General features: G+C 71.5%; 15 protein-coding genes. 6 read left to right on the top strand and 9 right to left on the bottom strand.

Annotation, left to right across the window (positions count from 1 at the left end):
• Positions 1-39: 39 nt before the first annotated feature.
• The gene (locus AC5RUW_RS14855; RefSeq protein WP_494161392.1) at positions 40-1,782 is read right to left on the bottom strand and encodes an ABC transporter ATP-binding protein; all 1,743 of its coding nucleotides are present in this window, start codon (positions 1,780-1,782) and stop codon (positions 40-42) included.
• Between the two features lie 128 nt (positions 1,783-1,910).
• Between AC5RUW_RS14855 and AC5RUW_RS14850 the strand changes: the two genes are divergently transcribed.
• From AC5RUW_RS14850 to AC5RUW_RS14830, 5 genes are all read left to right on the top strand, one after another.
• The gene (locus AC5RUW_RS14850) at positions 1,911-3,593 is read left to right on the top strand and encodes an ABC transporter substrate-binding protein (protein WP_494161391.1); all 1,683 of its coding nucleotides are present in this window, start codon (positions 1,911-1,913) and stop codon (positions 3,591-3,593) included.
• A gap of 88 nt (positions 3,594-3,681) precedes the next feature.
• Entirely contained in the window at positions 3,682-5,181 is a 1,500-nt protein-coding gene (locus AC5RUW_RS14845) for a malate:quinone oxidoreductase (protein ID WP_494161390.1), read from the top strand.
• 126 nt (positions 5,182-5,307) lie between these two features.
• On the top strand, positions 5,308-8,436 hold the full coding sequence (locus tag AC5RUW_RS14840; RefSeq protein WP_494161389.1) for an efflux RND transporter permease subunit: 3,129 nt from the start codon (positions 5,308-5,310) through the stop codon (positions 8,434-8,436).
• A 70-nt stretch (positions 8,437-8,506) separates the two neighbouring features.
• Positions 8,507-9,646: an LLM class flavin-dependent oxidoreductase gene (locus tag AC5RUW_RS14835; protein WP_494161388.1), complete on the top strand. Its 1,140-nt coding sequence runs from the start codon at positions 8,507-8,509 to the stop codon at positions 9,644-9,646.
• Between the two features lie 4 nt (positions 9,647-9,650).
• The gene (locus AC5RUW_RS14830) at positions 9,651-10,169 is read left to right on the top strand and encodes a MarR family winged helix-turn-helix transcriptional regulator (RefSeq protein ID WP_494161387.1); all 519 of its coding nucleotides are present in this window, start codon (positions 9,651-9,653) and stop codon (positions 10,167-10,169) included.
• A 17-nt stretch (positions 10,170-10,186) separates the two neighbouring features.
• Here the strand turns inward: AC5RUW_RS14830 and AC5RUW_RS14825 are convergent, their stop codons facing one another.
• The 8 genes from AC5RUW_RS14825 to AC5RUW_RS14790 all read right to left on the bottom strand — a co-directional run bounded on the left by AC5RUW_RS14825 (position 10,187) and on the right by AC5RUW_RS14790 (position 19,691).
• Complete coding sequence (locus tag AC5RUW_RS14825) at positions 10,187-11,650, bottom strand: MFS transporter (RefSeq protein ID WP_494161386.1); 1,464 nt, start codon at positions 11,648-11,650, stop codon at positions 10,187-10,189.
• Entirely contained in the window at positions 11,647-13,131 is a 1,485-nt protein-coding gene (locus tag AC5RUW_RS14820) for a M20/M25/M40 family metallo-hydrolase (RefSeq protein ID WP_494161385.1), read from the bottom strand. Before AC5RUW_RS14820 ends, AC5RUW_RS14825 begins: the two co-directional genes overlap by 4 nt.
• Before the next feature lie 87 nt (positions 13,132-13,218).
• The gene (locus AC5RUW_RS14815; protein ID WP_494161384.1) at positions 13,219-14,367 is read right to left on the bottom strand and encodes a cysteine desulfurase family protein; all 1,149 of its coding nucleotides are present in this window, start codon (positions 14,365-14,367) and stop codon (positions 13,219-13,221) included.
• Positions 14,364-15,371: a carboxylating nicotinate-nucleotide diphosphorylase gene (gene nadC / locus AC5RUW_RS14810; RefSeq protein WP_494161383.1), complete on the bottom strand. Its 1,008-nt coding sequence runs from the start codon at positions 15,369-15,371 to the stop codon at positions 14,364-14,366. The genes AC5RUW_RS14815 and nadC overlap by 4 nt, the downstream gene beginning before the upstream one ends.
• A complete protein-coding gene (nadB, locus tag AC5RUW_RS14805) occupies positions 15,368-17,005 on the bottom strand; it encodes an L-aspartate oxidase (RefSeq protein WP_494161382.1) in 1,638 nt (545 codons plus the stop codon). The genes nadC and nadB overlap by 4 nt, the downstream gene beginning before the upstream one ends.
• Positions 17,002-18,306, bottom strand: a complete 1,305-nt coding sequence (nadA, locus tag AC5RUW_RS14800) for a quinolinate synthase NadA (RefSeq protein WP_494161381.1) — start codon at positions 18,304-18,306, stop codon at positions 17,002-17,004. Before nadA ends, nadB begins: the two co-directional genes overlap by 4 nt.
• Positions 18,303-19,031 (bottom strand): NUDIX hydrolase, encoded by a 729-nt coding sequence (locus AC5RUW_RS14795; RefSeq protein ID WP_494161380.1) that lies wholly within the window; start codon positions 19,029-19,031, stop codon positions 18,303-18,305. Before AC5RUW_RS14795 ends, nadA begins: the two co-directional genes overlap by 4 nt.
• A gap of 141 nt (positions 19,032-19,172) precedes the next feature.
• On the bottom strand, positions 19,173-19,691 hold the full coding sequence (locus AC5RUW_RS14790; RefSeq protein ID WP_494161379.1) for an Lrp/AsnC family transcriptional regulator: 519 nt from the start codon (positions 19,689-19,691) through the stop codon (positions 19,173-19,175).
• A 148-nt stretch (positions 19,692-19,839) separates the two neighbouring features.
• Here AC5RUW_RS14790 and AC5RUW_RS14785 point away from each other — a divergent pair, with 148 nt between their 5' ends.
• Positions 19,840-20,862 carry a thiamine pyrophosphate-dependent enzyme gene (locus AC5RUW_RS14785; protein ID WP_494161378.1) on the top strand — a complete coding sequence of 341 codons (1,023 nt, stop codon included), beginning with the start codon at positions 19,840-19,842 and terminating at the stop codon, positions 20,860-20,862.
• The last annotated feature ends 123 nt before the right edge of the window (positions 20,863-20,985 follow it).

The following is a 20,985-nucleotide window of genomic DNA, read 5'->3' as shown; positions in this document are numbered from 1 at the left end:
ACCGGGGCCGCAGCCCTTTTTCGTCTGCCGGGCCGGCGGCTAGGAGGCCTCCTCGGCGGCGTCGATGCCCAGCTCGTTGCCGGGAATGGAGGCCAGCAGCCTGCGTGTATAGGGATGGCGCGGGTTGGAGAAGACCTCTTCCGAGGTGGCAGCCTCCACCAGCTCGCCGTCCTTCATCACGCAGACGTAGTCGGAGATCAGCCGCACCACCGCGAGGTCATGGGAAATGAACAGGTAGCTGAGCCCCAGTTCACGCTGCAGGTCCCCCAGAAGCGTCAGGATCTGGGCCTGCACCAGCACGTCCAGGGCGGAGACCGGTTCGTCGCAGATGATCAGCTCCGGCTTCAGTGCCAGCGCCCGGGCGATCGCCACGCGCTGGCGCTGTCCGCCGGACAGCTCGGCGGGATACCGGGTGAGCATGGAGGCGGGCAGCGCCACCTGGTCCATCAGCTCCCGCACCCGCGCCGACCGCTCGGACCGGTCACCGCGGCGGTAGGTCTTCAGCGGCTCCTCGAGGATCCGCTCGATGGTGAACATCGGATCCAGGGACGAGTAGGGGTCCTGGAAGATGGGCTGGACCCGCTGGCGGAACTGCCGCAGCTCGTCCTTCTTCAGGGCGGCCACGTCCTGGCCGTCGAAGGTCATGGTCCCCGCGGTGGGCTCCACCAGCTTCAGCAGCATCCGCGCCGTGGTCGTCTTGCCGGAGCCCGACTCACCGACGATCGAGACCGTCTGCCCCCGCGGCACCTCAAGCGAGACGTTCCTAACCGCATGGAACTCCCCCTTGCCGCGGACCTTGTACACCTTGCTCAGGTCCCGGATCTCGACGATGTTGTCCTGCGCCGCAGCAGGCGGAGCGATCTGGTCCGCCGGTCCCGGCGCCCCGGCGTCGGAGGCGTCGGCCTCGACGGCCGCCGTGTCGACGGCGTGCAGCCGCCGGGCGGGAGCGGCGAAGGCGGCGGGCGTCAGCCGGACGGCGGCCACGCTCGGGGCGGCCCGGACCAGGGACTGCGTGTAGGGATGCTGCGGGTCTTCGAGCAGCTGGCGCGCCGGCCCGGTTTCCACCACCCGGCCCCGGTGCATCACCACGACATCGCTCGCACGCTCGGCAGCCAGGCCGAGGTCGTGGGTGATGAGCAGGACGGAAGTCCCCAGCTCCTCGGTCATCCGGTCGATCTGGTCAAGGATCGTCCGCTGCACGGTCACGTCAAGCGCGCTGGTGGGCTCATCGGCGATCAGCAGCCGCGGCCGGCAGGCCAGCCCGATGGCGATCAGCGCCCGCTGCCGCATGCCGCCGGAAAACTCGTGCGGATACTGCCTCGCCCGTTCCGCCGCGTCGGGCAGCCCGGCAGCGGTGAGGACCTCCACGACCTTCCGGTCCACGTCCCTGCTCGTGGCCATTCCGTGGACCAGGAGGGTCTCGGCCACCTGGGTGCCGATCTTCGTCACCGGATTCAGGTTGGACATCGGATCCTGCGGAACCAGTCCGATGGACCGGCCGCGGATGGCGCGCATCTTGGATTCGGGCAGGCCCACGAGTTCCTGTCCGTCAAAGCGGATGGACCCGGACACGACGCGCCCGTTGCCGGGCAGCAGCCCGATGACGGCCATCGCCGTGGTGGATTTTCCGGAGCCGGACTCGCCGACGATGGCCAGGGTCCGCCCCTGGGGCAGGACGAAGCCCGCCTCCTTGACGGCCTCGACGTCTCCGTCGATGGTGCGGAAGTTAATGGCGAGGTTGCTCACCTCGAGCAGCGCCGGGGCAGGGCTGGATTCAGTCATGGACTCATCCTGCCGCACAAAGGGAGGAGTGTGAGGCAGATCTCCTCCGGTTTCGCGGGTTTTTTATCGCCTAGACTGGAATCCGACCCCCGAACTGCAGGGACCCACGTCCCGAAGGAGAAGCAACTGTGGCCCGTTCCTGCGACCGCCGGTCCGTCCTGAGGGCCGGCCTGGCCGGAGCCGCCCTGGCGTTGACGGGCTGCACCGCCGCCCGCACCGGCGAGCCCAGCGGCAGCCCCTCCGCCGCAGCGAGCACCTCCGCGGCGCCGTCGGCCGTCTTCACCCTGGCCACCGCCGCCCGGCCGGCGGGCCTGGACCCGGCCCTGGTCATGGACACCGAGTCGCACCGGGTGACCCGGCAGGTGCTGGAGGGCCTGGTCGGCACCGACCCGCTCACCAGCGCCCCGGCACCGCTGCTGGCCAGCAGCTGGAAAGAGTCCGAGGACGGGCGGACCTACACCTTCACCCTGCGCAGCGATGTCCGCTTCCATGACGGCGAACCGTTCAACGCCGACGCCGTGCGGGCCAACTTCGAGCGCTGGTACAACCTTCCTGTGTCGGCCCGGGGCACCGAGAACCTCATGTACGGAGCCGTGTTCCGCGGCTACGCCGACAGTCCCGACCTGGCGCTGTATGAATCCTGCGAGGTCCTGGACGAATTCACGGTCGCGGTGACGCTGCGCAACCGGCTGACCGGCTTCATTCCCGCGCTGGCCTCGCCCGCCTTCGCCATGTCCTCGCCCAAGGCGCTGCGCGAGGCCGCGGCCAACGAGCTGACCGAACGGATGAACGACATTCCCGTCAGCCGGTACGGACTGCACCCGGTAGGCACCGGCCCGTTCAGCTTCGAGTCCTGGGAGGGCGACGAGGTGCGCCTGCGCTCCTTCCCCGAATACTGGGGAACGCGCGGGCAGATCGGCACGGTGGCCTTCAAGACGATCACCAGCCCGAGCAGCCGGCTGCGCGCCCTGCAGGACGGCGAGGTGGATGGCTATGACCTGGTCACGGTGGACGACGTCGACGAACTCGCCCGCGGCGGCCAGCAGATCCTGCAGCGGGACCCCTATTCGGTGCTGTACCTGGGCCTGAACCAGAACTTCCCGGGCATGGACGAGCCCAAGATGCGCCAGGCCATTGCCCATGCCATCGACAAGCCCGCCCTGCTGGAGGGCCTGTTCCTCAACGGCACCAAGACCGCCAACCAGTTCCTGCCGGAGAAGCTGGGACTGACCTCCTCATCGGTCACCAACTACGGTTATGACCCGGAGAAGGCGAAGGCGCTGCTGGAGGAGATCGGCTACGACGGCGCCGAGCTGCCCTTCCACTACCCCCGCCGGGTGACCCGCGCATACCTGCCCTCCCCGGAGCGGGTCTACGCGGTGCTCAGCCGGCAGCTCACCGCCGTCGGGCTCAACATCCGCCCGGTGCCGGTGGACTGGTCCGAGGGCTACCTCGACCAGGTGCAGTCGGACGGGGACCGGGCTCTGCACCTGCTCGGGATCTCCGGCACCTATGAGGACCCGGACACCTTCCTCGGACCGCTCTTCGGCAGCTACAGCCAGGAATTCGGCTACGAGGACCCGCAGCTGGCCACCAAGATCGAGCGGGCGCGAACGCTGCCCGCCGGGCAGGAACAGGCCGACGCCTACGCGGAGATCGCCGACCGCATCTCCGCGCGGATTCCCGCCGTGCCCCTGGCCTTCCCCGTGTCCATCCTCGCGATGTCCCCGCGCGTGGTGCGCTACCCGACCTCCCCGGTGCTCAACGAGGTCTTCAACCTGATCGAACTGACTGATCCGCAGACCACCTGACCCGCCGCGACTTCCAAGCGCGGAGAATTGTCTGTAAGCGCGCTTTCAGAGATACCCTTCTAGGGCTAGCGCCCACGCGACTGGAGATATGAAGTTGACTGCACAAAGCCCGGCGGAGGGTTCCGCCACGACAACCGACGTACTGCTGATCGGCGGCGGCATCATGAGTGCCACGCTCGGTACGTTCCTGAAGCAGCTCGCCCCGGACTGGAACATTGCCCTCTTTGAGCGGCTGGACCGGGCCGGCCTGGAGAGCTCCGATCCGTGGAACAACGCCGGTACCGGCCACGCGGCGCTCTGCGAGCTGAACTACAGCCCGGCCGGCCCGGACGGGTCCGTCGACCCGGCCAAGGCGATCGGCATCAACGAGCAGTTCCAGGTCTCCCGGCAGTTCTGGTCCTTCCTGGTCTCCCAGGGCCATATCTCCAACAGCTTCATCAACCCGCTTCCGCACATGAGCTTCGTCTGGGGCGACGCACACGCCGACTACCTGCGCCGCCGGTACGAGTCCCTCAGCGCCCAGCCGCTGTTCCGCACCATGGAGCACAGCGAGGACCACGCGAAGATCGCCGAATGGGCCCCGCTGATCATGGAGGGCCGCGACGCCGGACAGCGCGTCGCCGCCTCCCGCGTGGCCGGCGGCACCGACGTCGATTTCGGCAACCTGACCCGCCAGCTGGTCGACCACCTCGGCGCCTCCGGCGTGGAGCTCAACTTCGGCCACCAGGTCCTGGACCTGACCCGGGCCTCCGACGGCGGCTGGGACGTGCGCGTGAAGAACCGGGCCACCGGTGAAGCCCGCACCGTGCACACCCGGTTCGTGTTCATCGGCGGCGGCGGCGGCGCGCTGCCGCTTCTGCAGCGCTCCGGCATTCCCGAGGGCAAGGGCTTCGGCGGCTTCCCCGTCTCCGGCCAGTTCCTGCGCTGCACCGACGAGACCATCATTTCCCGGCACAACGCCAAGGTGTACGGCCAGGCTTCCGTGGGCGCCCCGCCGATGTCGGTGCCGCACCTGGACACCCGCTTCGTCGAAGGCCGCCGCTCCCTGCTCTTCGGCCCGTACGGCGGTTTCTCGCCCAAGTTCCTGAAGAAGGGCTCGCTGCTGGACCTGCCGTTCTCCGTCCGCCCGGGCAACCTGGTCCCCATGCTGGCCGTGGCCAAGGACAACACCTCCCTGGTCAAGTACCTGGTCACCGAGGTCCTCAAGACCCGTGAAGGCAAGACCGGCGCCCTGCAGGAGTACTACCCCGAAGGCGCCACCGAGGGCTGGGAACTGATCACCGCCGGCCAGCGCGTCCAGGTCATCAAGAAGGACCCAAAGAAGGGCGGCATCCTGCAGTTCGGCACCGAGCTCATCACCTCGGCCGACGGCACGGTCGGCGCGCTGCTGGGCGCCTCGCCCGGTGCCTCCACCGCCCCGCCGATCATGGTGAACCTGCTCAAGCGCTGCTTTCCCAAGGAATTCGGCGGCTGGGAGCCCAAGATTAAGGAAATGATCCCGGGCTACGGCGTCAAGCTCAACGAGAACGAGAACCTGCTCGAGGAACTGACCAACGACACCAACCGGGTCCTCGGCCTGGACGGTTAGCATCACTTCGGGGCCGGAGGAACACTGTTCCTCCGGCCCCGAACTGCAAGCAAGTCCCCCGCGGCGACGCGCACGGGCCGACGCCGCATCCCGGTCCCCGCTGAGCCCCTGAGCAAGGCAAGGCACATGGAGCGTTTGGCCAAACTGTCCCTGGCGAACCGGGCCCTGATCGCGCTGATCACCGTCTTCACGATGGTGTTCGGCGTCATCTCACTGGGCTCGCTCAAGCAGGAACTCATTCCCGCCCTGGAGTTTCCGCAGATCACCGTGGTCAGCGCCCTGCCCGGCGCCTCGCCCGAAGTGGTGGATGCCCAGGTCAGCGAGCCGCTGGAAGCGGCCCTGACCGCCGTCGAGGGCCTGGAATCCTCCTCGGCGACCTCGCGCTCCGGCATCTCCACCATCAACCTGATGTTCGCCTACGGCACCAACCTGGACCGTGCGCGCGGGCAGGTGGACCGGGCCATCTCAAACGCCCGCCAGGTCCTGCCCGAGGACGTCACCCCGCAGTCCCTGGCCGGGAGCATCAGCGACTTCCCCATCGTGTATCTTGCCGTCTCCTCCGACAAGCCGCTCAGCGAGCTCAGCGCGGACCTGCAGCGGCTCACCGTGCCGCGGCTGCAGAAGATCGAAGGCGTCCGCACGGCCGACGTCACCGGCGGCGCCTCCCGCTTCGTCTCCATCCTCCCGGATGAGACCGCGCTGGCCGAAGCCGGCGTTCCGGTCTCGGCGATCGCGGACGCGCTGGCGAACAGCGGCGCCCTCACCCCCGCCGGCACCCTGGAGGAAGAGGGCCGCAGCCTCTCCATCCAGGTGGGCAGCCCGCTGGACAGCGTGGAGAAAATCGCCGCCTTGCCCCTGGAGACGGCGGACGGCGCGGCCGGCGGAGCTCCCCCGACGATCGCGGACGTGGCGTCCGTGCAGATCGAGGACCGGGAGCAGACCTCGATCACCCGCACCAACGGCGAGCCGACCCTGGCCATCTCCATCACCAAGACCCCCGACGGCGACACCGTGGGCATCTCCCACGAAGTGCTGGACCTGCTGCCGGCCCTGTCGGATGAACTCGGTTCGGGTGCCAGGTTCACCGTGGTCTTTGACCAGGCGCCCTTCATCGAGGAATCCATCGAGAACCTGACCACCGAGGGAATCCTCGGGCTCGGCTTCGCCGTGCTGGTGATCCTCGTGTTCCTGCTCTCGATCCGCTCCACCCTGGTCACCGCGGTGTCCATCCCGCTGTCGCTGCTGGTGACCTTCATCGGCCTCTACGCGTTCGGCTACTCCCTGAACATCCTGACCCTCGGCGCGCTGACCATCGCGATCGGCCGGGTGGTGGACGACTCCATTGTGGTCATCGAGAACATCAAGCGGCACCTGGGCTACGGCGAGGACAAACGCACGGCCATCCTCACCGCCGTCCGCGAGGTGGCCGGCGCGATCACCGCCTCCACCCTGACCACCGTGGCCGTCTTCGCGCCCATCGCCTTCGTCGGCGACCTGGCCGGCGAGCTGTTCCGCCCCTTCGCGGTGACCACCGCCCTGGCGCTGCTCGCCTCCCTGCTCGTCTCGCTGACGATCGTTCCGGTGCTGGCGTACTGGTTCCTGAAGTCCGGCCCGCCGGTTGCGGACCCGGAGGCCTTCCGCGCCGCGGCCGAGGCGAAGGAGCAGCGCTCCCTGCTGCAGCGCGGCTACCTGCCGATCCTGCGCGGCACACAGCGCCGGCCCGGCCTCACCCTGGCCGCCGGCGCGGTGATCCTGGCCGGCACCGTGGCCCTGACCCCGCTGCTGCAGACCAACCTGCTCGGGGACACCGGGCAGAACACGTTCAGCGTCAGCCAGGAGCTGCCTGCCGGCAGCAGCCTGGAACGCACCTCCGCCGCCGCGGCCGAGGTGGAGGAGGTCCTGACCGGCATCGACGGAGTCCGGGACGTGCAGGTCACCATGGGCACCAGTTCCACCGGGCTCTCCGCCTTCACCGGCGGCAGCGCCTCCACGGCATCCTTCACGGTGATCACCGAACCGGACATCGACCAGGTGGCCCTGCGCGACGCCGTGCGCAGCGGCCTCGACGACCTCGACGACAGCGCGGGCGATATCTCCATCGGCACCACCGGGGGCGGGTTCGGCACCTCGAACACTGTGGACATCAGCCTCTCCGCCGGCGACCCCGGCGAACTCGCTCCCGCCGCGGAGCAGGTGGCGGACGCGATGCGGGAGCTGCCCGGCAGCGCGGAGGTGACGAGCAACCTCTCCTCCAGCCAGCCCGTGGTCCAGGTGAGCGTGGACCGGGCCCGCGCGGTCGCCGCCGGCCTCGACGAAGAGCAGATCTCCGGACTGGTCGCAGCCACGCTGAGCCCCCTGCCCGGCGGGTCGGTGCGCATCGGCACCGATGACTTCCCCGTCCTGATCGGTGAGGGCACCGACATCAGCGACATCGACCAGCTGCGGGCGCTGCCCGTGCCCGGCAGCGGCGGGGCCCTGACGCTGGGACAGGTCGCCACGGTCGAGGAGGTGGCGGTGCCGACGTCGGTCTCCTCCTCCGGCGGCGAGCGGACCGCCGTCGTCTCCGTCTCTCCCGCGGGAGAGAACCTGGGCGCGACCGTCGCCGAGGTCCAGGCCGAGCTGGACACGCTGGACCTGCCCGCCAGCGTGACCGCGTCGCTGAGCGGCGCCGCAACCCAGCAGGAGGAGTCCTTCCGGCAGCTGGGCCTGGCCCTGCTGGCCGCCGTCGCCATCGTCTACGTCATCATGGTGGCCACCTTCAAGTCCCTGATCCAGCCGCTGATCCTGCTGGTCTCGGTGCCCTTCGCCGCCACCGGCGCGATCCTGCTGCTGCTGGCGGCCAACGTGCCCGTGGGCCTGCCCTCGCTGGTGGGCATGCTGATGCTGGTCGGGATCGTGGTGACGAACGCGATCGTGCTGATGGACCTGATCAACCAGTACCGCCGGCCCCGCGAGGAGGGCGGCCCGGGCATGCCGCTGCAGGAGGCCATCATGCGCGGCGCCCGGCAGCGGCTGCGGCCCATCCTGATGACGGCCCTGGCCACCGTGTTCGCCCTGACGCCGATGGCGCTGGGCTTCACCGGGGAAGGCGGGTTCATCTCCCGCCCGCTGGCGATCGTCGTCATCGGAGGCTTGGTCTCCTCCACCGCGCTGACCCTCATCCTGGTGCCGGTGCTCTACCGCCTCGTTGAAGGACGGAGGGAGAAGTCAGCCGCCCGCCGCGCGGCGCGCGGTCCTGCCGCACCGGTGGAATAACCCCGCAGCCGTGGCGGTTGGTAGATGCAAATGCATATACTTAACCGGTAACTCCACGGAAGGGCACACCATGCAGATCGGCGTCTTCAGCGTCAGCGACATCACCCCTGACCCCATCACCGGCCGGACCCCCACGGAACACGAGCGGATCAAGGCCGCCGTCGCCATCGCCCAAAAGGCCGAAGAGATCGGCATGGACGTGTACGCCACCGGCGAGCACCACAACCCGCCGTTCTACGCCTCCTCCCCGACCACCCTGCTCGGCTACATCGCCGCACAGACCGAGCGGCTCATCCTCTCCACGGCCACCACGCTGATCACCACCAACGATCCCGTCAAGATCGCGGAGGACTTCGCGATGCTCCAGCACCTCGCCGACGGCCGGGTGGACCTGGTCCTGGGCCGCGGCAACACCGCACCGGTCTACCCCTGGTTCGGGAAGAACCCGCAGGACTCGGTGGACCTCACGGTGGAGAACTACAACCTGCTGCGCCAGCTCTGGGACAACGACGTCGTGAACTGGGAAGGCAGGTTCCGCACCCCGCTGCGCGGCTTCACCGCCACGCCGCGGCCGCTCGACGGCGTCGCCCCGTTCGTCTGGCACGGCTCCATCCGCACCCCGCAGGTCGCGGAGATCGCGGCGTACTTCGGTGACGGCTTCTTCGCCAACAACATCTTCTGGCCCAAGGAGCACTACATGCGCCTGATCGGGCTGTACCGGGAACGCTACGAGCACTACGGCCACGGTTCGGCGGACCAGGCAATCGTGGGCCTGGGCGGCCAGTTCTTCATGCGGCCGAATTCGCAGGACGCGGTTCGGGAGTTCCGCCCCTACTTCGACAATGCCCCCGTCTACGGCCACGGACCCTCCCTGGAGGACTTCACCGCCCAGACCCCGCTGACGGTGGGCAGCCCGCAGGAAGTGCTGGAAAAGACCCTGACCTTCCAGGAGTACTTCGGCGACTACCAGCGCCAGCTGTTCCTGATCGACCACGCCGGGCTGCCGCTGAAGACCGTGCTGGAGCAGCTGGACCTGTTCGGTGAGCATGTGCTGCCGGAGCTGCGACGCGAACTGGACTCCCGCCGTCCGGCGCACGTGCCGGACGGGCCCGTTCACGCCGCCCGCGTGGCCGCACGCGCCGCGGGTTCCCCCGCAGGACCCGCGGCACCCGAGCCTGCCGCTGCCGACAGCGGAGCAACAGTAGGCTAGGAGGATGTCCGTGGAGAGCAACGTTCCCGTGAAGCAGGCCGCCGAGGCCTGGGAGTCCCTGTTCCGTGCCCAGGTGGCCGTGATGCGCCGCCTGCAAAGCAGCCCGGAGTTCAAGGACCTCACCATGAGGGAATATGACGTGCTGTTCAACCTCACGCGCTGCCCCACCGGCTGGCTGCGCCTGAACGAACTCAACGAACATGTGCTGCTCAGCCAGCCCAGCCTCAGCCGGATGGTCGAGCGCCTTGAGGCCAAGGGGCTGGTGTGCCGCCGCCCCGCGGCCGAGGACCAGCGCGGCGTCGAGCTCTCGCTGACCGAGGAGGGCCGCCAGGTCCAGCGCCGGCTGGGCCGGGTCCACGTGCGCGACATCCACGAGATGATGACCGCAGCCCTTGACGCCGACGAGCTCGAGGAGCTGCGCCGGCTGACCGACAAGCTCCGGGGCGGGCTTCCGCTGCCTGAGCCGAAGGTGAAGGTCCGCGCCGCCGGTACCCGCCGGACCCGGGCCGCCGCCAAGGACTGACCCGCCGGGCTACCGGGTCAGCCGGCGGCCACGCCCGGCGGCACATCGGCAAAGGCCAGCTTCGGCACCGCCGTCAGCAGCACCGCGGCCACCAGGGCCGTGCCTGAACAGACCGCCCACACCGTGAGGTAGCCCGCCAGCGGGGCCGCGGCGTCGCCGCCGGCCACATCGCCCACGCTGCCGGCCGCCGCGCCGAGCAGGGCAATGCCGAACACCGCCGAGGCGAAGGACCCACCCACGGTCTTGGTGGTGTTGGTCAGTCCCGTGGCCATTCCGGTTCGGTCCGGCGGAGCCGCTGCGGCGGCCGCGGCGGGCAGCGCCGCGACCAGTGCGCCCGACCCCAGGCCGGCAATCACCATGTTGACCAGCACCTGGGCCAGGCTGCCGTGCAGCGGCAGCAGCAGGCCGTAGCCCAGGCCCACCAGAACGGCGGCGCCGCAGAGGGTGTTCCGCGGGGTGGTGCGCCGGGCGGCCGCCGGAAAGAGCAGCGCCCCGGCCAGCACCGACAGCACGTAGGCGCCGATGATCAGCGAGACGGAGCCGGCCGACAGGCCCAACCCGTAGCCGTGGACCTCCGGGTCGGTGCGGGCGAAGGTGGACATGGGCGCCTGCGCGCCCAGCACCGAGATACCGAACAGCCCGGCGGTCAGCTGCACCGGCCACATGCGCCGGCTGCGCAGCATCCGCATATCCACGAGCGGGTCCTTCCGGCCCAGCTCCCAGCGGACAAAGGGCACGAAGGCCGCCAGCCCGGCCGCCAGCACCAGCCACACCCATCCGGTGTGGGGGCCGTTGATCCGCAGGAACGTCAGCCCCGAGGTCAGCAGCAGCAGCGCCAGGGCCAGCAGGGCGAACCCGGTACGGTCCACCCCGCCGGTCCCGCGGACGCCGGTGTCGGGAACCCCGAACTGCACGGCGGCAATGCACGCCGTCACGGCGGCGGCGGGAACGGCCAGGGTCAGGGCCAGGCTCCCGGCGAAGACCTCCACCAGGGCGCCGGCGGCCAGGGCTCCCACGATGACGCCGAACTGCAGGGCTCCCACCAGCAGCCCCGCGGCGCGCCGGGTCAGTGCGGCCTGGTCCGGTTCAGCGGCGGCACGGCTGTAGATCAACGCCACTTCCAGCGGCAGCCACACCACGTAGAAGCCCTGCAGGGACCAGGCGAGCAGGAAGGTCCAGAAGTCCGGGGCCAGCGCGACGCCCCACGAGGCCGCAGCGGTGAGGACCGTGGAGACCATCAGGATCCGCTTGTGGCCGTACAGGTCCCCCAACCTGGACAGCACCGGCACGGCGAGGGCGCTGAGCATCAGCTGCGCCGCCTCGAACCAGTTCACGTCGCCGTCGGCGATGCGCAGGTGGCGGGCAATGTCGGTCAGGATCGGCGTGTAGTAGCCCTGCAGGATGCCGCTGGTAACCTCGAGCAGGGCCAGGAAGAGCACCACCGGGCCCAGTCGGCGCAGGCCGGCGGCGGGCGCGCTCATTGCCGGGCCGCCGGCAGGGCCTGCAGCAGCCGCCGGTAGAACAGGATGCCCTCGCCGAAGGCCTCGACGCCCAGCCGTTCGTTGTCTGCGTGGATGGAGGCCCGGGCGGCCGCGTCCATCCGGAACGGAGCGAACCGGTACACGGCGTCGCTGATGCCGGTGAAGCGGCGGGCGTCGCTGCCGCCGAGCATAATGTAGGGCGCGGGCACGGCGTCGGGAAACACGGCGGTGACGGTCTCCTCCAGCAGCCGGAACTGGTCGTTGGCGGTCCCGGATACCGGCGAGGGCTCGGTGCCCTCGACCACCCGCAGCGCGATGGACGGATCCGCGATCATGCGGCGGAGCCGGTCCAGGGTACCGGCGATGTCCTCCCCCACCGCAATGCGGACGTTGACGTTGGCGGAGGCCCGGGTCGCCAGCACGTTGGACGCCGGCGAGCCGCGCAGTTCGGTGACCGCCGCCGTCGTGCGCACCATCGCTCCCGGTTCCCCGCCCAGCCTGCTGAACGCGGCGGCCAGCACCGGACGCAGCACGTGGGCCCGGCGCAGCACGGGGCGCAGCGGCAGCGGCGCCGCCGGAGCCAGCCGGTGCAGCATCTCCACCGGCACGTCCGGCAGCAGCGTCGGAAAGGGCCGCCGGTCGATCCGCACGATGGCGCGGGCCAACCGGGCGGTTGCTCCGCCGCGGCGCGGCGTGGAGGCATGACCGCCGGGATCCTCCGCGGACAGCTCGACGTCGAGGATCCCCTTCTCGGACACTCCGATGACGGCCATGGGGGCGGCGATGAGGGGAAAGGCCTGCGACGCAACGGCGCCGCCTTCGTCAAGGACAAGCCAGGGCCGCACCCCACGGGCCGCCAGCAGCGCCGCGGCCGCCGCGGCGGTGTCTCCGGCGGTCTCCTCGTTGTTGCCGAACGAGAGGTAGACGTCCCGCGCCGGGACGAAGCCGTCGGCCGCCAGCGATTCGACGGCCTCCATGATCGCCGCGAGGGCCCCCTTGTCATCGAGGGCACCGCGGCCCCAGATGAACCCGTCGGCCACCGCCCCAGAGAACGGCGGATGCACCCACCCGTCCGGGTCCGCCACGGGCACCACGTCGTGATGCGCCATCAGCACCGCTGGCCGGCCCGCGGTGCGTCCCGGCCAGCGGAAGAGCAGACCGTACCCGTTAACCCGCTCGTGCTCCAGCACGGCGTGGACGGCGGGATAGAGCTCCCGCAGCGCCGCGATGAACGTCTCGAACTCGCCGGGGTCCACCTCCGCCGCGTTTCGGGAGGAGACGGTACGGCAGCGGATCAGCCGGGCCAGGCGCTCGGCCGCCTCAGCGCCCAGGCCGGCCGCGTCCTGCTCCGGGGCGGCACCGGCGGGTGGAGGGGATGCAGCCTGGGCTGGAGCGGCGGAGCCCTGGGCGGTCGTGCCAGGGCGGATCGGCGGAGCCGCAGGGCCGCGGAACCGGGCGGTCCGCCGGGAAGGGATGCGCATGCAGGCAGTGTAACGGCGCTCACGCTGACCGCTGCGAACGACGGTCCGGCCCGCCGGCGCGTTGCGGAACCGGCCCCGGCTCCGGCGTCAGGTGCGTGGAGCCAGGCCGCGCACCCGCGCCACCGCAGGCCCGATGACGGAGGCGGCGAGCGCCGCCTCCGCCTCCGTCACTGAGGTCGGGAAGGTGAAGCGGACCGCGGTGCCCGCGGTGTCGGGGTCATAGCCCATGGCTGTGAGCACGGGCGAGGGCTCGTCCCGGCCCGCAGCGCAGGCGGAGCCGCTGGAACACTGCACCCCGGCCCGTTCCAGCTCCAGCAGCACCGATTCCCCGCTGGTGCCCGGAAAGCAGAATGAGGCATGGGCGGGCAGCCGCTGCTCCGGATGCCCGGTCAGCACCGCCTCCGGCACCTCGGCCAGGACCCGGCGCACCAGATGGTCCCGATACCGGCGGATCCGCTCCGCAGCCTCGCTCCGTTCCGCCTCACCCAGGGCCAGGGCGACGGCGACCGCGACGGCGCCGGCGACGTTCTCGGTGCCGGAGCGCCGCCCGCGCTCCTGCCCGCCGCCGTGCAGCAGCGGTTCCAACGGCAGCGACCCGCGTACGTAGAGCAGCCCGCTGCCCTTGGGCGCGCCCAGCTTGTGCCCGGAGATGCTCATGGCGTCCACGCCCAGCGTGCCGACGTCCAGCGGGAGCCAGCCGGCCGCCTGCACGGCATCGGTGTGGAAGGGCACCCGCAGCGCCCGGCAGTGCGCGGCCACCTCGGCTACGGGCTGGACGGTGCCCACTTCGTTGTTGGCGTACATCAGAGTGCACAGCGTCGTCTCCGCGGTGACCGCCGCCCGGAAGGCCTCCGGGTCCGCCCGGCCCTCGGCGTCCACCGGAACCAGGGTGACCCGGAACCCGTGGACCCGGCGCAGGAAGTCCAGGGACTCAAGGACGGCGGGGTGTTCGACGGCGGAGGAGACCAGGTGCCGGCCCCTCGGAGCGGCCAGGGCCCAGCCCTTGACGGCCAGGTTGTCGGCCTCGGTGCCGCCCGAGGTGAACACGATCTCGCCCGGCCGGCAGCCGAGCACCCCGGCGGCAGTCCGCCGGGCGTAGTCCAGGGCCCTCGCAGCGGTCTCGCCGGCACCGTGGCTGCTGGAGGGATTGCCGAAGTCCCGGGTCAGCAGCGGGGCAATCGTCTGCAGCACGTCTTCGCGCACGGGGGCGGTGGCGGCGGCGTCGAGGTAGATCATGCGCGGGCGTCCGGTTCGCCGCCGTCCTCAAAGCCGACGTCCAGGCCCAGGTCCAGGGCCCGGACACTATGGGTGAGGGCCCCTGCGGAGATGATGTCCACCCCGGTTTCGGCGATGGCCCGTACGGTGTCGAGCCGGACGTTGCCGCTGGCCTCCACGAGGGCCCGGCCGGCGATCTGCTCCACCCCGCGGCGCAGGTCCTCAAGGGTGAAGTTGTCCAGCAGGACGGTGTGGGCGCCGCCGGCGAGGACCTCCTCGATCTGGTCCAGCCGGTCCACCTCCACCTCGAAGTGCACGGTGTGCGGCAGCCGCGCCTTGGCGGCCCGCAGCGCCGCGGCGAGGCCTCCTCCCCCGGCGGTGAGCAGGGCCAGGTGGTTGTCCTTGGCCATTACCGCGTCCGAAAGGCTGAAGCGGTGGTTGGACCCGCCGCCGCAGCGCACGGCCCAGCGCTCCAGCATCCGCAGGCCGGGGGTGGTCTTGCGCGTATCGGCGATGCGGGCCTTGGTTCCGGCGGCTTCGGCCACGAACGCGGCCGTGAGCGTGGCGATGCCGCTCAGCCGCTGCACCAGGTTCAGGGCCACCCGCTCGGCACCCAGCACCGCCCGGGCGTTGCCGCTGACCTCGGCCAGCAGCCCGCCGGCGTCGAACCCGTCGCCGTCCTTCACCAGCAGCAGCACCTCTGCCTGCGGATCCAGCGCCCGGAAGGCCGCCTCGATGACGGCACCGCCGCAGAAGACGCCGGGTTCGCGCGCCGTGAGAAACGCCGTCGCCCGAGCGTGCGGGGGTATGAGCGCGGTGGACGTGAGGTCACCCCAGGGCAGGTCCTCGGCGAGCGCGGCGCGGACCACCGCCTCGACCGCTGCCGGTTCCGGGCCCTCGGTCCCCCAGGCGGCGGGCGCGGGACCGGACGACGGGGCCCGTGTCACCGGTCCGGGCGGTGCAGCAGGTGCGGCGGACGGCGCGGCGGGCAGTCCTGCCGGAGTGTCGGAGTGGGCGGTGGTCATGGGATCAGGCTCCTGGTGGGTTCTTCGGCTCTGGCTTCTTCGGCTGTGGCCGCGACGGGGGTGCCGGCGGCGGCCCGGCCCGCGGCCGGGTCTTCGGTCCGGTGGTGTGCGCCGAGGCTGCCGGGCCGGGCGAGCGCCGCCTCCAGCAGCAGCGACGCGCAGGTGGCCAGGTTGGCGGCTTCGTGCGCGGCCGGGTCGGCCGCCTCCGGCTCCCCCGGCCGGCCGATGGCGGTCCGGGCCAAGCTCAGGCCGGGCCCGCTGCGCAGGATGCCGGCGTGGGCGGTCATCAGCCGCCGGACGGCATCGGGGGCAGGTCCGGCGTCGGGCGCGGCATCGGATCCGTCATCGTGCGCGGGGACGACGCCGGCCGCTGCGACGGATGCCCGGGTTCCGGACACCGCCCCGACCACTGCCTCCTCAGCCGCTTCCCGCTGTGCGATGGGAGCGGCGAGCGCGGCTGCTGCCCGGGCGGCGAAGACCAGGGCTTCGAGCAGCGAGTTGGAGGCGAGCCGGTTGGCGCCGTGGACACCGGTGCAGGCGGTCTCCCCGGCGGCGTACAGGCCCGGGACGGAGGTCCGGGCAGACAGGTCCGTGGCCACGCCGCCCATCCAGTAGTGCGCGGCGGGCACCACCGGAACCGGTTCGCGTTCCCAGTCCCAGCCGTGGCCGCGGGTCAGGGCGGCCAGCGCGGGAAAGCGGCGCTCCAGCCACCCGTGCCCGTGACGGGCCGCGACACCGGTGGCGTCGAGCCAGACCCCGCGCCCGCCGGTGGCGGCCAGATGTGCGGCGATCCCGCGTGCCACGACGTCACGCGTTGCCAGCTCCGCGTCGCGGGCGTACCGGGGCAGGAACCGCAGCCCGGCGTCGTCGCGCAGCACCGCGCCCTCCCCCCGGACGGCTTCGGAGATCAGCGGGTTGCCGGGGACATTCAGCGAGGTCGGGTGGAACTGCAGGAACTCCAGGTCCCGCAGCCGGGCACCGGTCCGGGCGGCCAGGGCCACGCCGTCGCCGGTGGCGGAGGCCGGGTTGGTGGTGTGCTCGTACATCTGCCCGGCCCCTCCGGTGGCGAGCACGACGGCGCGGGCCGCCAGCCGGTGCCGCGCCCCGCGCGAGAGCACCTCGAGTCCGGTTACCCGGCCGCCGTCGAGCAGGACGCGGACGGCCATGGTCTCCGGCAGGACGGTGATGTTCGGCTGCGAGCGCACCGCAGGCAGCAGGGCGGCGATGATCCCGGCACCCGTGGCATCGCCGCCCATGTGCAGGATGCGGCGGAAGGAGTGTGCCGCTTCCCGGGCCAGCGCCGGCGCGCCGTCGGGGCCGGTGTCGAAGCGGGCCCCGGCGCGGACCAGGTTCCGGATCTGTCCGTCCGCCGCCGCGCAGAGCAGCCGGACCGCTTCGGCGCTGCCGTGGCCGGCCCCCGCCGCCAGCGTGTCCGCGGCATGGCGGTCCGGGCTGTCACCCGGGTCCGCCCCTTCGGCCAGGACGGCGGCGATGCCGCCCTGCGCCCAGGCGGTGTTGCCCTCCCCCGGCCGGCCCTTGGTCACCACGACGACGTCCTCGCCGGGGCAGGCGGCGGCGGTGCACAGCGCGGTCCAGAGTCCGGCCAGGCCGGAGCCGACGACGGCGACCGTCACGGACGGGCCGCCAGCATCCGTTCCAGCGCGGCGCGGGCCGGCGCCGCGACGTCGTCGGGCACCGTGATCCGGTTGACCACCCGGCCCTGCACCAGTTCCTCCAGCACCCACGCGAGGTAGCCCGGATGGATGCGGTACATGGTCGAGCACGGGCAGATCACCGGATCAAGGCAGAAGATGGTGTGCTCGGGATGCTGGGCGGCCAGCCGGTTCACCAGGTTGATCTCGGTGCCGACGGCGAATATGCTGCCCGGTTCCGCGGCGGCAATCGCCCGGCGGATATAGTCGGTGGAGCCGGCCTCGTCGGCGGCATCGACCACGGGCATGGGGCACTCGGGATGCACAATCACCCGCACGCCGGGATGCTCGGCCCGCGCCTTCTCGATCTGGGCGACCGTGAAGCGCTTGTGCACCGAGCAGAACCCGTTCCACAGCAGCACCTGCGCCTTTTCCAGGACGTCCGGGGTGTTGCCGCCCAGCGGCAGGCGCGGATTCCACATCGGCATGGCCTCCAGCGGCACGCCCATCGCCTTGGCGGTGTTGCGGCCCAGGTGCTGGTCCGGGAAGAACAGCACGCGCCGGCCCCGCTCGAAGGCCCACTGCAGCACCGTGGCCGCGTTGGAGGAGGTGCAGACAATGCCCCCGTGCCGGCCGACGAACCCCTTCAGGTCCGCCGAGCAGTTCATATAGGTCACCGGAATCACCGGCTGCCGGCCTGCGGCGTCGGGCGCATCACCGAACAGGGCGGTCAGCTGGTCCCAGCAGTCGGTGACGGAGTCGATGTCCGCCATGTCCGCCATGGAGCATCCGGCGGCCAGGTTCGGCAGGATCACGGCCTGTTCCGGCCCGGAGAGCATGTCCGCCGTTTCGGCCATGAAGTGCACGCCGCAGAAGATGATCGCCTCGGCGTTGGGGCGATCCAGCGCCGCCTGCGCGAGTTGGAAGGAGTCGCCCACGAAATCGGCGTGCCGCACCACCTCGTCCCGCTGGTAGAAGTGGCCGAGGATGACGGCGCGGTTCCCCAGCGTGCGCCGGGCGGCCCGGATCCGTTCCTCCAGCTCTTCGTCGGAGGCCAACCGGTACTCCTCGGGCAGCGGCCCCTGCCGGGGGGTGCCGGCCGGCGCGGGGTCGGCCAGCGAGGCGCCCGGGCCGTACGCCGGCACGGGCGCGGCATCCAGCTCCCAGGGCGCGGCGGCGAGGCCCGGGGTGCAGACGCCGTTGGAGGCGGCGCCGGCGGCGGCTGCGGCGCCGGTCAGCAGGCGGACGGCGGCGGCGACGCCGGCGGAGGGGGCGATGGTCATGGCTGCTCCAGGTGGTGGGTGGACGACGGCGCGCCGGAGGCGGCGGCCAGGGAACCGGTGTAGCGGTACAGGCGGGGCGGGCGGTGCCGGCCGCCCTGCAGGTATTCGTCGGTGGGTTCGATGTCCGCCGCGCTGCGCAGCTGGCGGCGGAAGTTGGCCGGGTCCAGCTCCCGGCCCAGCACCGCCTCATACACCTCACGCAGCTGGGCGAGGGTGAACTTCTCGCCCAGGAACGCGTAGGCGATGGAGGCGTACTCCATCTTGTTGCGCAGCCGCCAGAGGGCGTAGGCGACGATGTCGTTGTGGTCGAAGGCCAGTTCGCCGGGGCTGCCCGCCTCAAACCAGCGCACGTTCTCCTCTTCGCGGGCCAGCGCCGCCTCGTCGGGCTGGACCAGCGCCCAGTAGACGATCGAGACGACGCGGGGCGCCGGCGAGCGCTCGGGGCCGCCGAACGCGTAGAGCTGCTCCAGGTACCGGGGGGCCAGGCCGGTGGTTTCGGCGAGGTTGCGGGCCGCGGCGGCAGCGAGGGATTCGCGGGCCAGCAGCGGTCCGCCCGGCAGCGCCCACCGGTCCCGGTACGGCTGGCGGATCCGCCGGACCAGCGGCAGCCAGAGCGAGCTGCGTCCGGTCCGCGGATCGGGGCGCAGCGCGAAGATCACCGTGGACAGCGCCAGGCTCGGCGGCTGCTGCTCGCGTTCGGAGACGTTGGCGAAGGGCAGGTGCACGGTTCCGCCTCCTGTCCGGGTGCGGCCGGGGTTCCAGGAGGGGGCCGCGGCACGGGGTGGGAATGATGGGAAATGGTTAAGGTCAGGCTGACTCTAACTCATCCCACAGCACTGCGTCCGGTTGTGACATCCCGTGGCAGGTCAGTCGCCTGCGGGCCGGACGGCGCGGGCACCCCGCCCGCGCGGCGCGCCGTCGGCGGCTGTGGCATCCAGCAGCGGCAGCGTGCGGTGTTCGAAGTGCGTGTTGAGCACGATCACCGAGGAGGAGCGCATGATCGTGCCCGTGGCCACGATCGAGTCCAGCACCCGCTGGAGGTCGGAGTTGGACCGGGCGGCCACGCGGGCCAGCAGGTCGCTCTCCCCCGACACGGTGTGCACCTCCTGGATCTCCGGAATCCTCGACAGCGCCTCCACCACCGCGGAGTGCCCCCGGTTCTGGGCGATCGCCAGCGAGCAGTAGGCCACGACGTCGTACCCGAGGGCAGCCGGATCGATCCGCGGCCCCCACCCGGCAATGACGCCTTCGCGCTGCATCCGGTCCAGGCGCGCCTGCACCGTTGCCCGGGCGACGCCGAGCACCCGGCTCGCCTCGAGCACCGACATCCGGGGATCGTCGGTGAACAGGCGCACCAGGCGGGCGTCGAGTGAATCCACGGACATGGGCGGGTCCTCCTGCAGTTGCGGCATCGTCTCTCCAACTGTACAGATTGCCTAGCCGGGACCGCGCACGGCGGCACGATCTGTACACGCTGCACAGCGTTTCCGCGCCGCTTTGCTCAGTGACGCCAGCCACAGCTACGTTTCCTCCATGGACCTAAACACCACGAGCATCCCGGCGCTGACCGCGGACGAGCTGCGCCGGCTGTACCGGCTGCTCGCGGCGGTGCGCGAACTCGACGTCGCCGCCGTCGCCTGGCAGCGCCAGGGCATCATTCCCGGCTACGCCCCCGAACTGGGCCAGGAGGCCGCGCAGGTCGGCAGCGCCTTCGCCGTCGACACCACCCGCGACTTCGTTTTCCCCACCTACCGTGAAATGGGCGTCGCCCTGGCCATGGGCGTGGACATGGTTCAGTACATGTCCACCCACAAGGCCTCCTGGCACGGCGGCCTGTACAACCCGGTCGAAACCCGGCTCGCCCCGATCCAGGCGGTCGTGGGCGGCTCGGTGCTGCACGCCGTGGGTTGGGCGCACGCCCAGCGCCTGGACGGCTCCGACGGCGCGGCGATCACCTACTTCGGCGACGGCGCCAGCTCCCAGGGCGACGTGCACGAGGCGATGAACTTCGCCGGTGTGCTCAAGGCACCGGTGGTCTTCTTCGTCCAGAACAACGGTTGGGCCATCTCCCTGCCGACCGAGTCCCAGGTCGCCGGCGGCCGCGTCGCCGCCCGCGCGGCCGGTTACGGCATGCCCGGCATCACCGTGGACGGCAACGACGTCGCCGCCGTCGTCCAGGCCACCAGGGCCGCCCTGGAGCACGCCCGCTCCGGTGCGGGCCCGGTCCTCATCGAGGCCATGACCTACCGCCGCGGCCCGCACTCGACCTCCGACGATCCCGGCCGCTACCGCAGCCTCGACGAGGAACGGCGCGACGGCGGCACCGACCCGCTGGAGCTGCTGGCCTCCCGCCTGCTCTCCGAGGGCGTCGCCGACCAGCAGTTCCTCGACGAAGCGCGGGCCGCCGGCGCCGCCGAGGCGGACCGCGTCCGCGAAGGCGTCATGGCGCTGCAGCCGCGCCCCGGCAGCGAACTGTTCGACTTCGTCTTCCAGGAACCCACCGAAGCACTTCAGGCCCAGGCCGCCGCCTGGCGAGAGGAGTCCGAGCATGTCTGAGAAGCTGAGCACCGCCCGCGGTGCATCGGACCTCGCCGCCGCAGAGGCCAACACCGGCGGCGCCGCTGCCCAGGAGCAGTCCGTGGACGCCGTCGCCCCCGCCGGCACCGGCCCGCGCACCGA

Source organism: Arthrobacter sp. Y3222053 (assembly GCF_059092805.1).
Note: the sequence above shows the minus strand (reverse complement) of the source record. Positions and strands in the feature narration are given on the sequence as shown.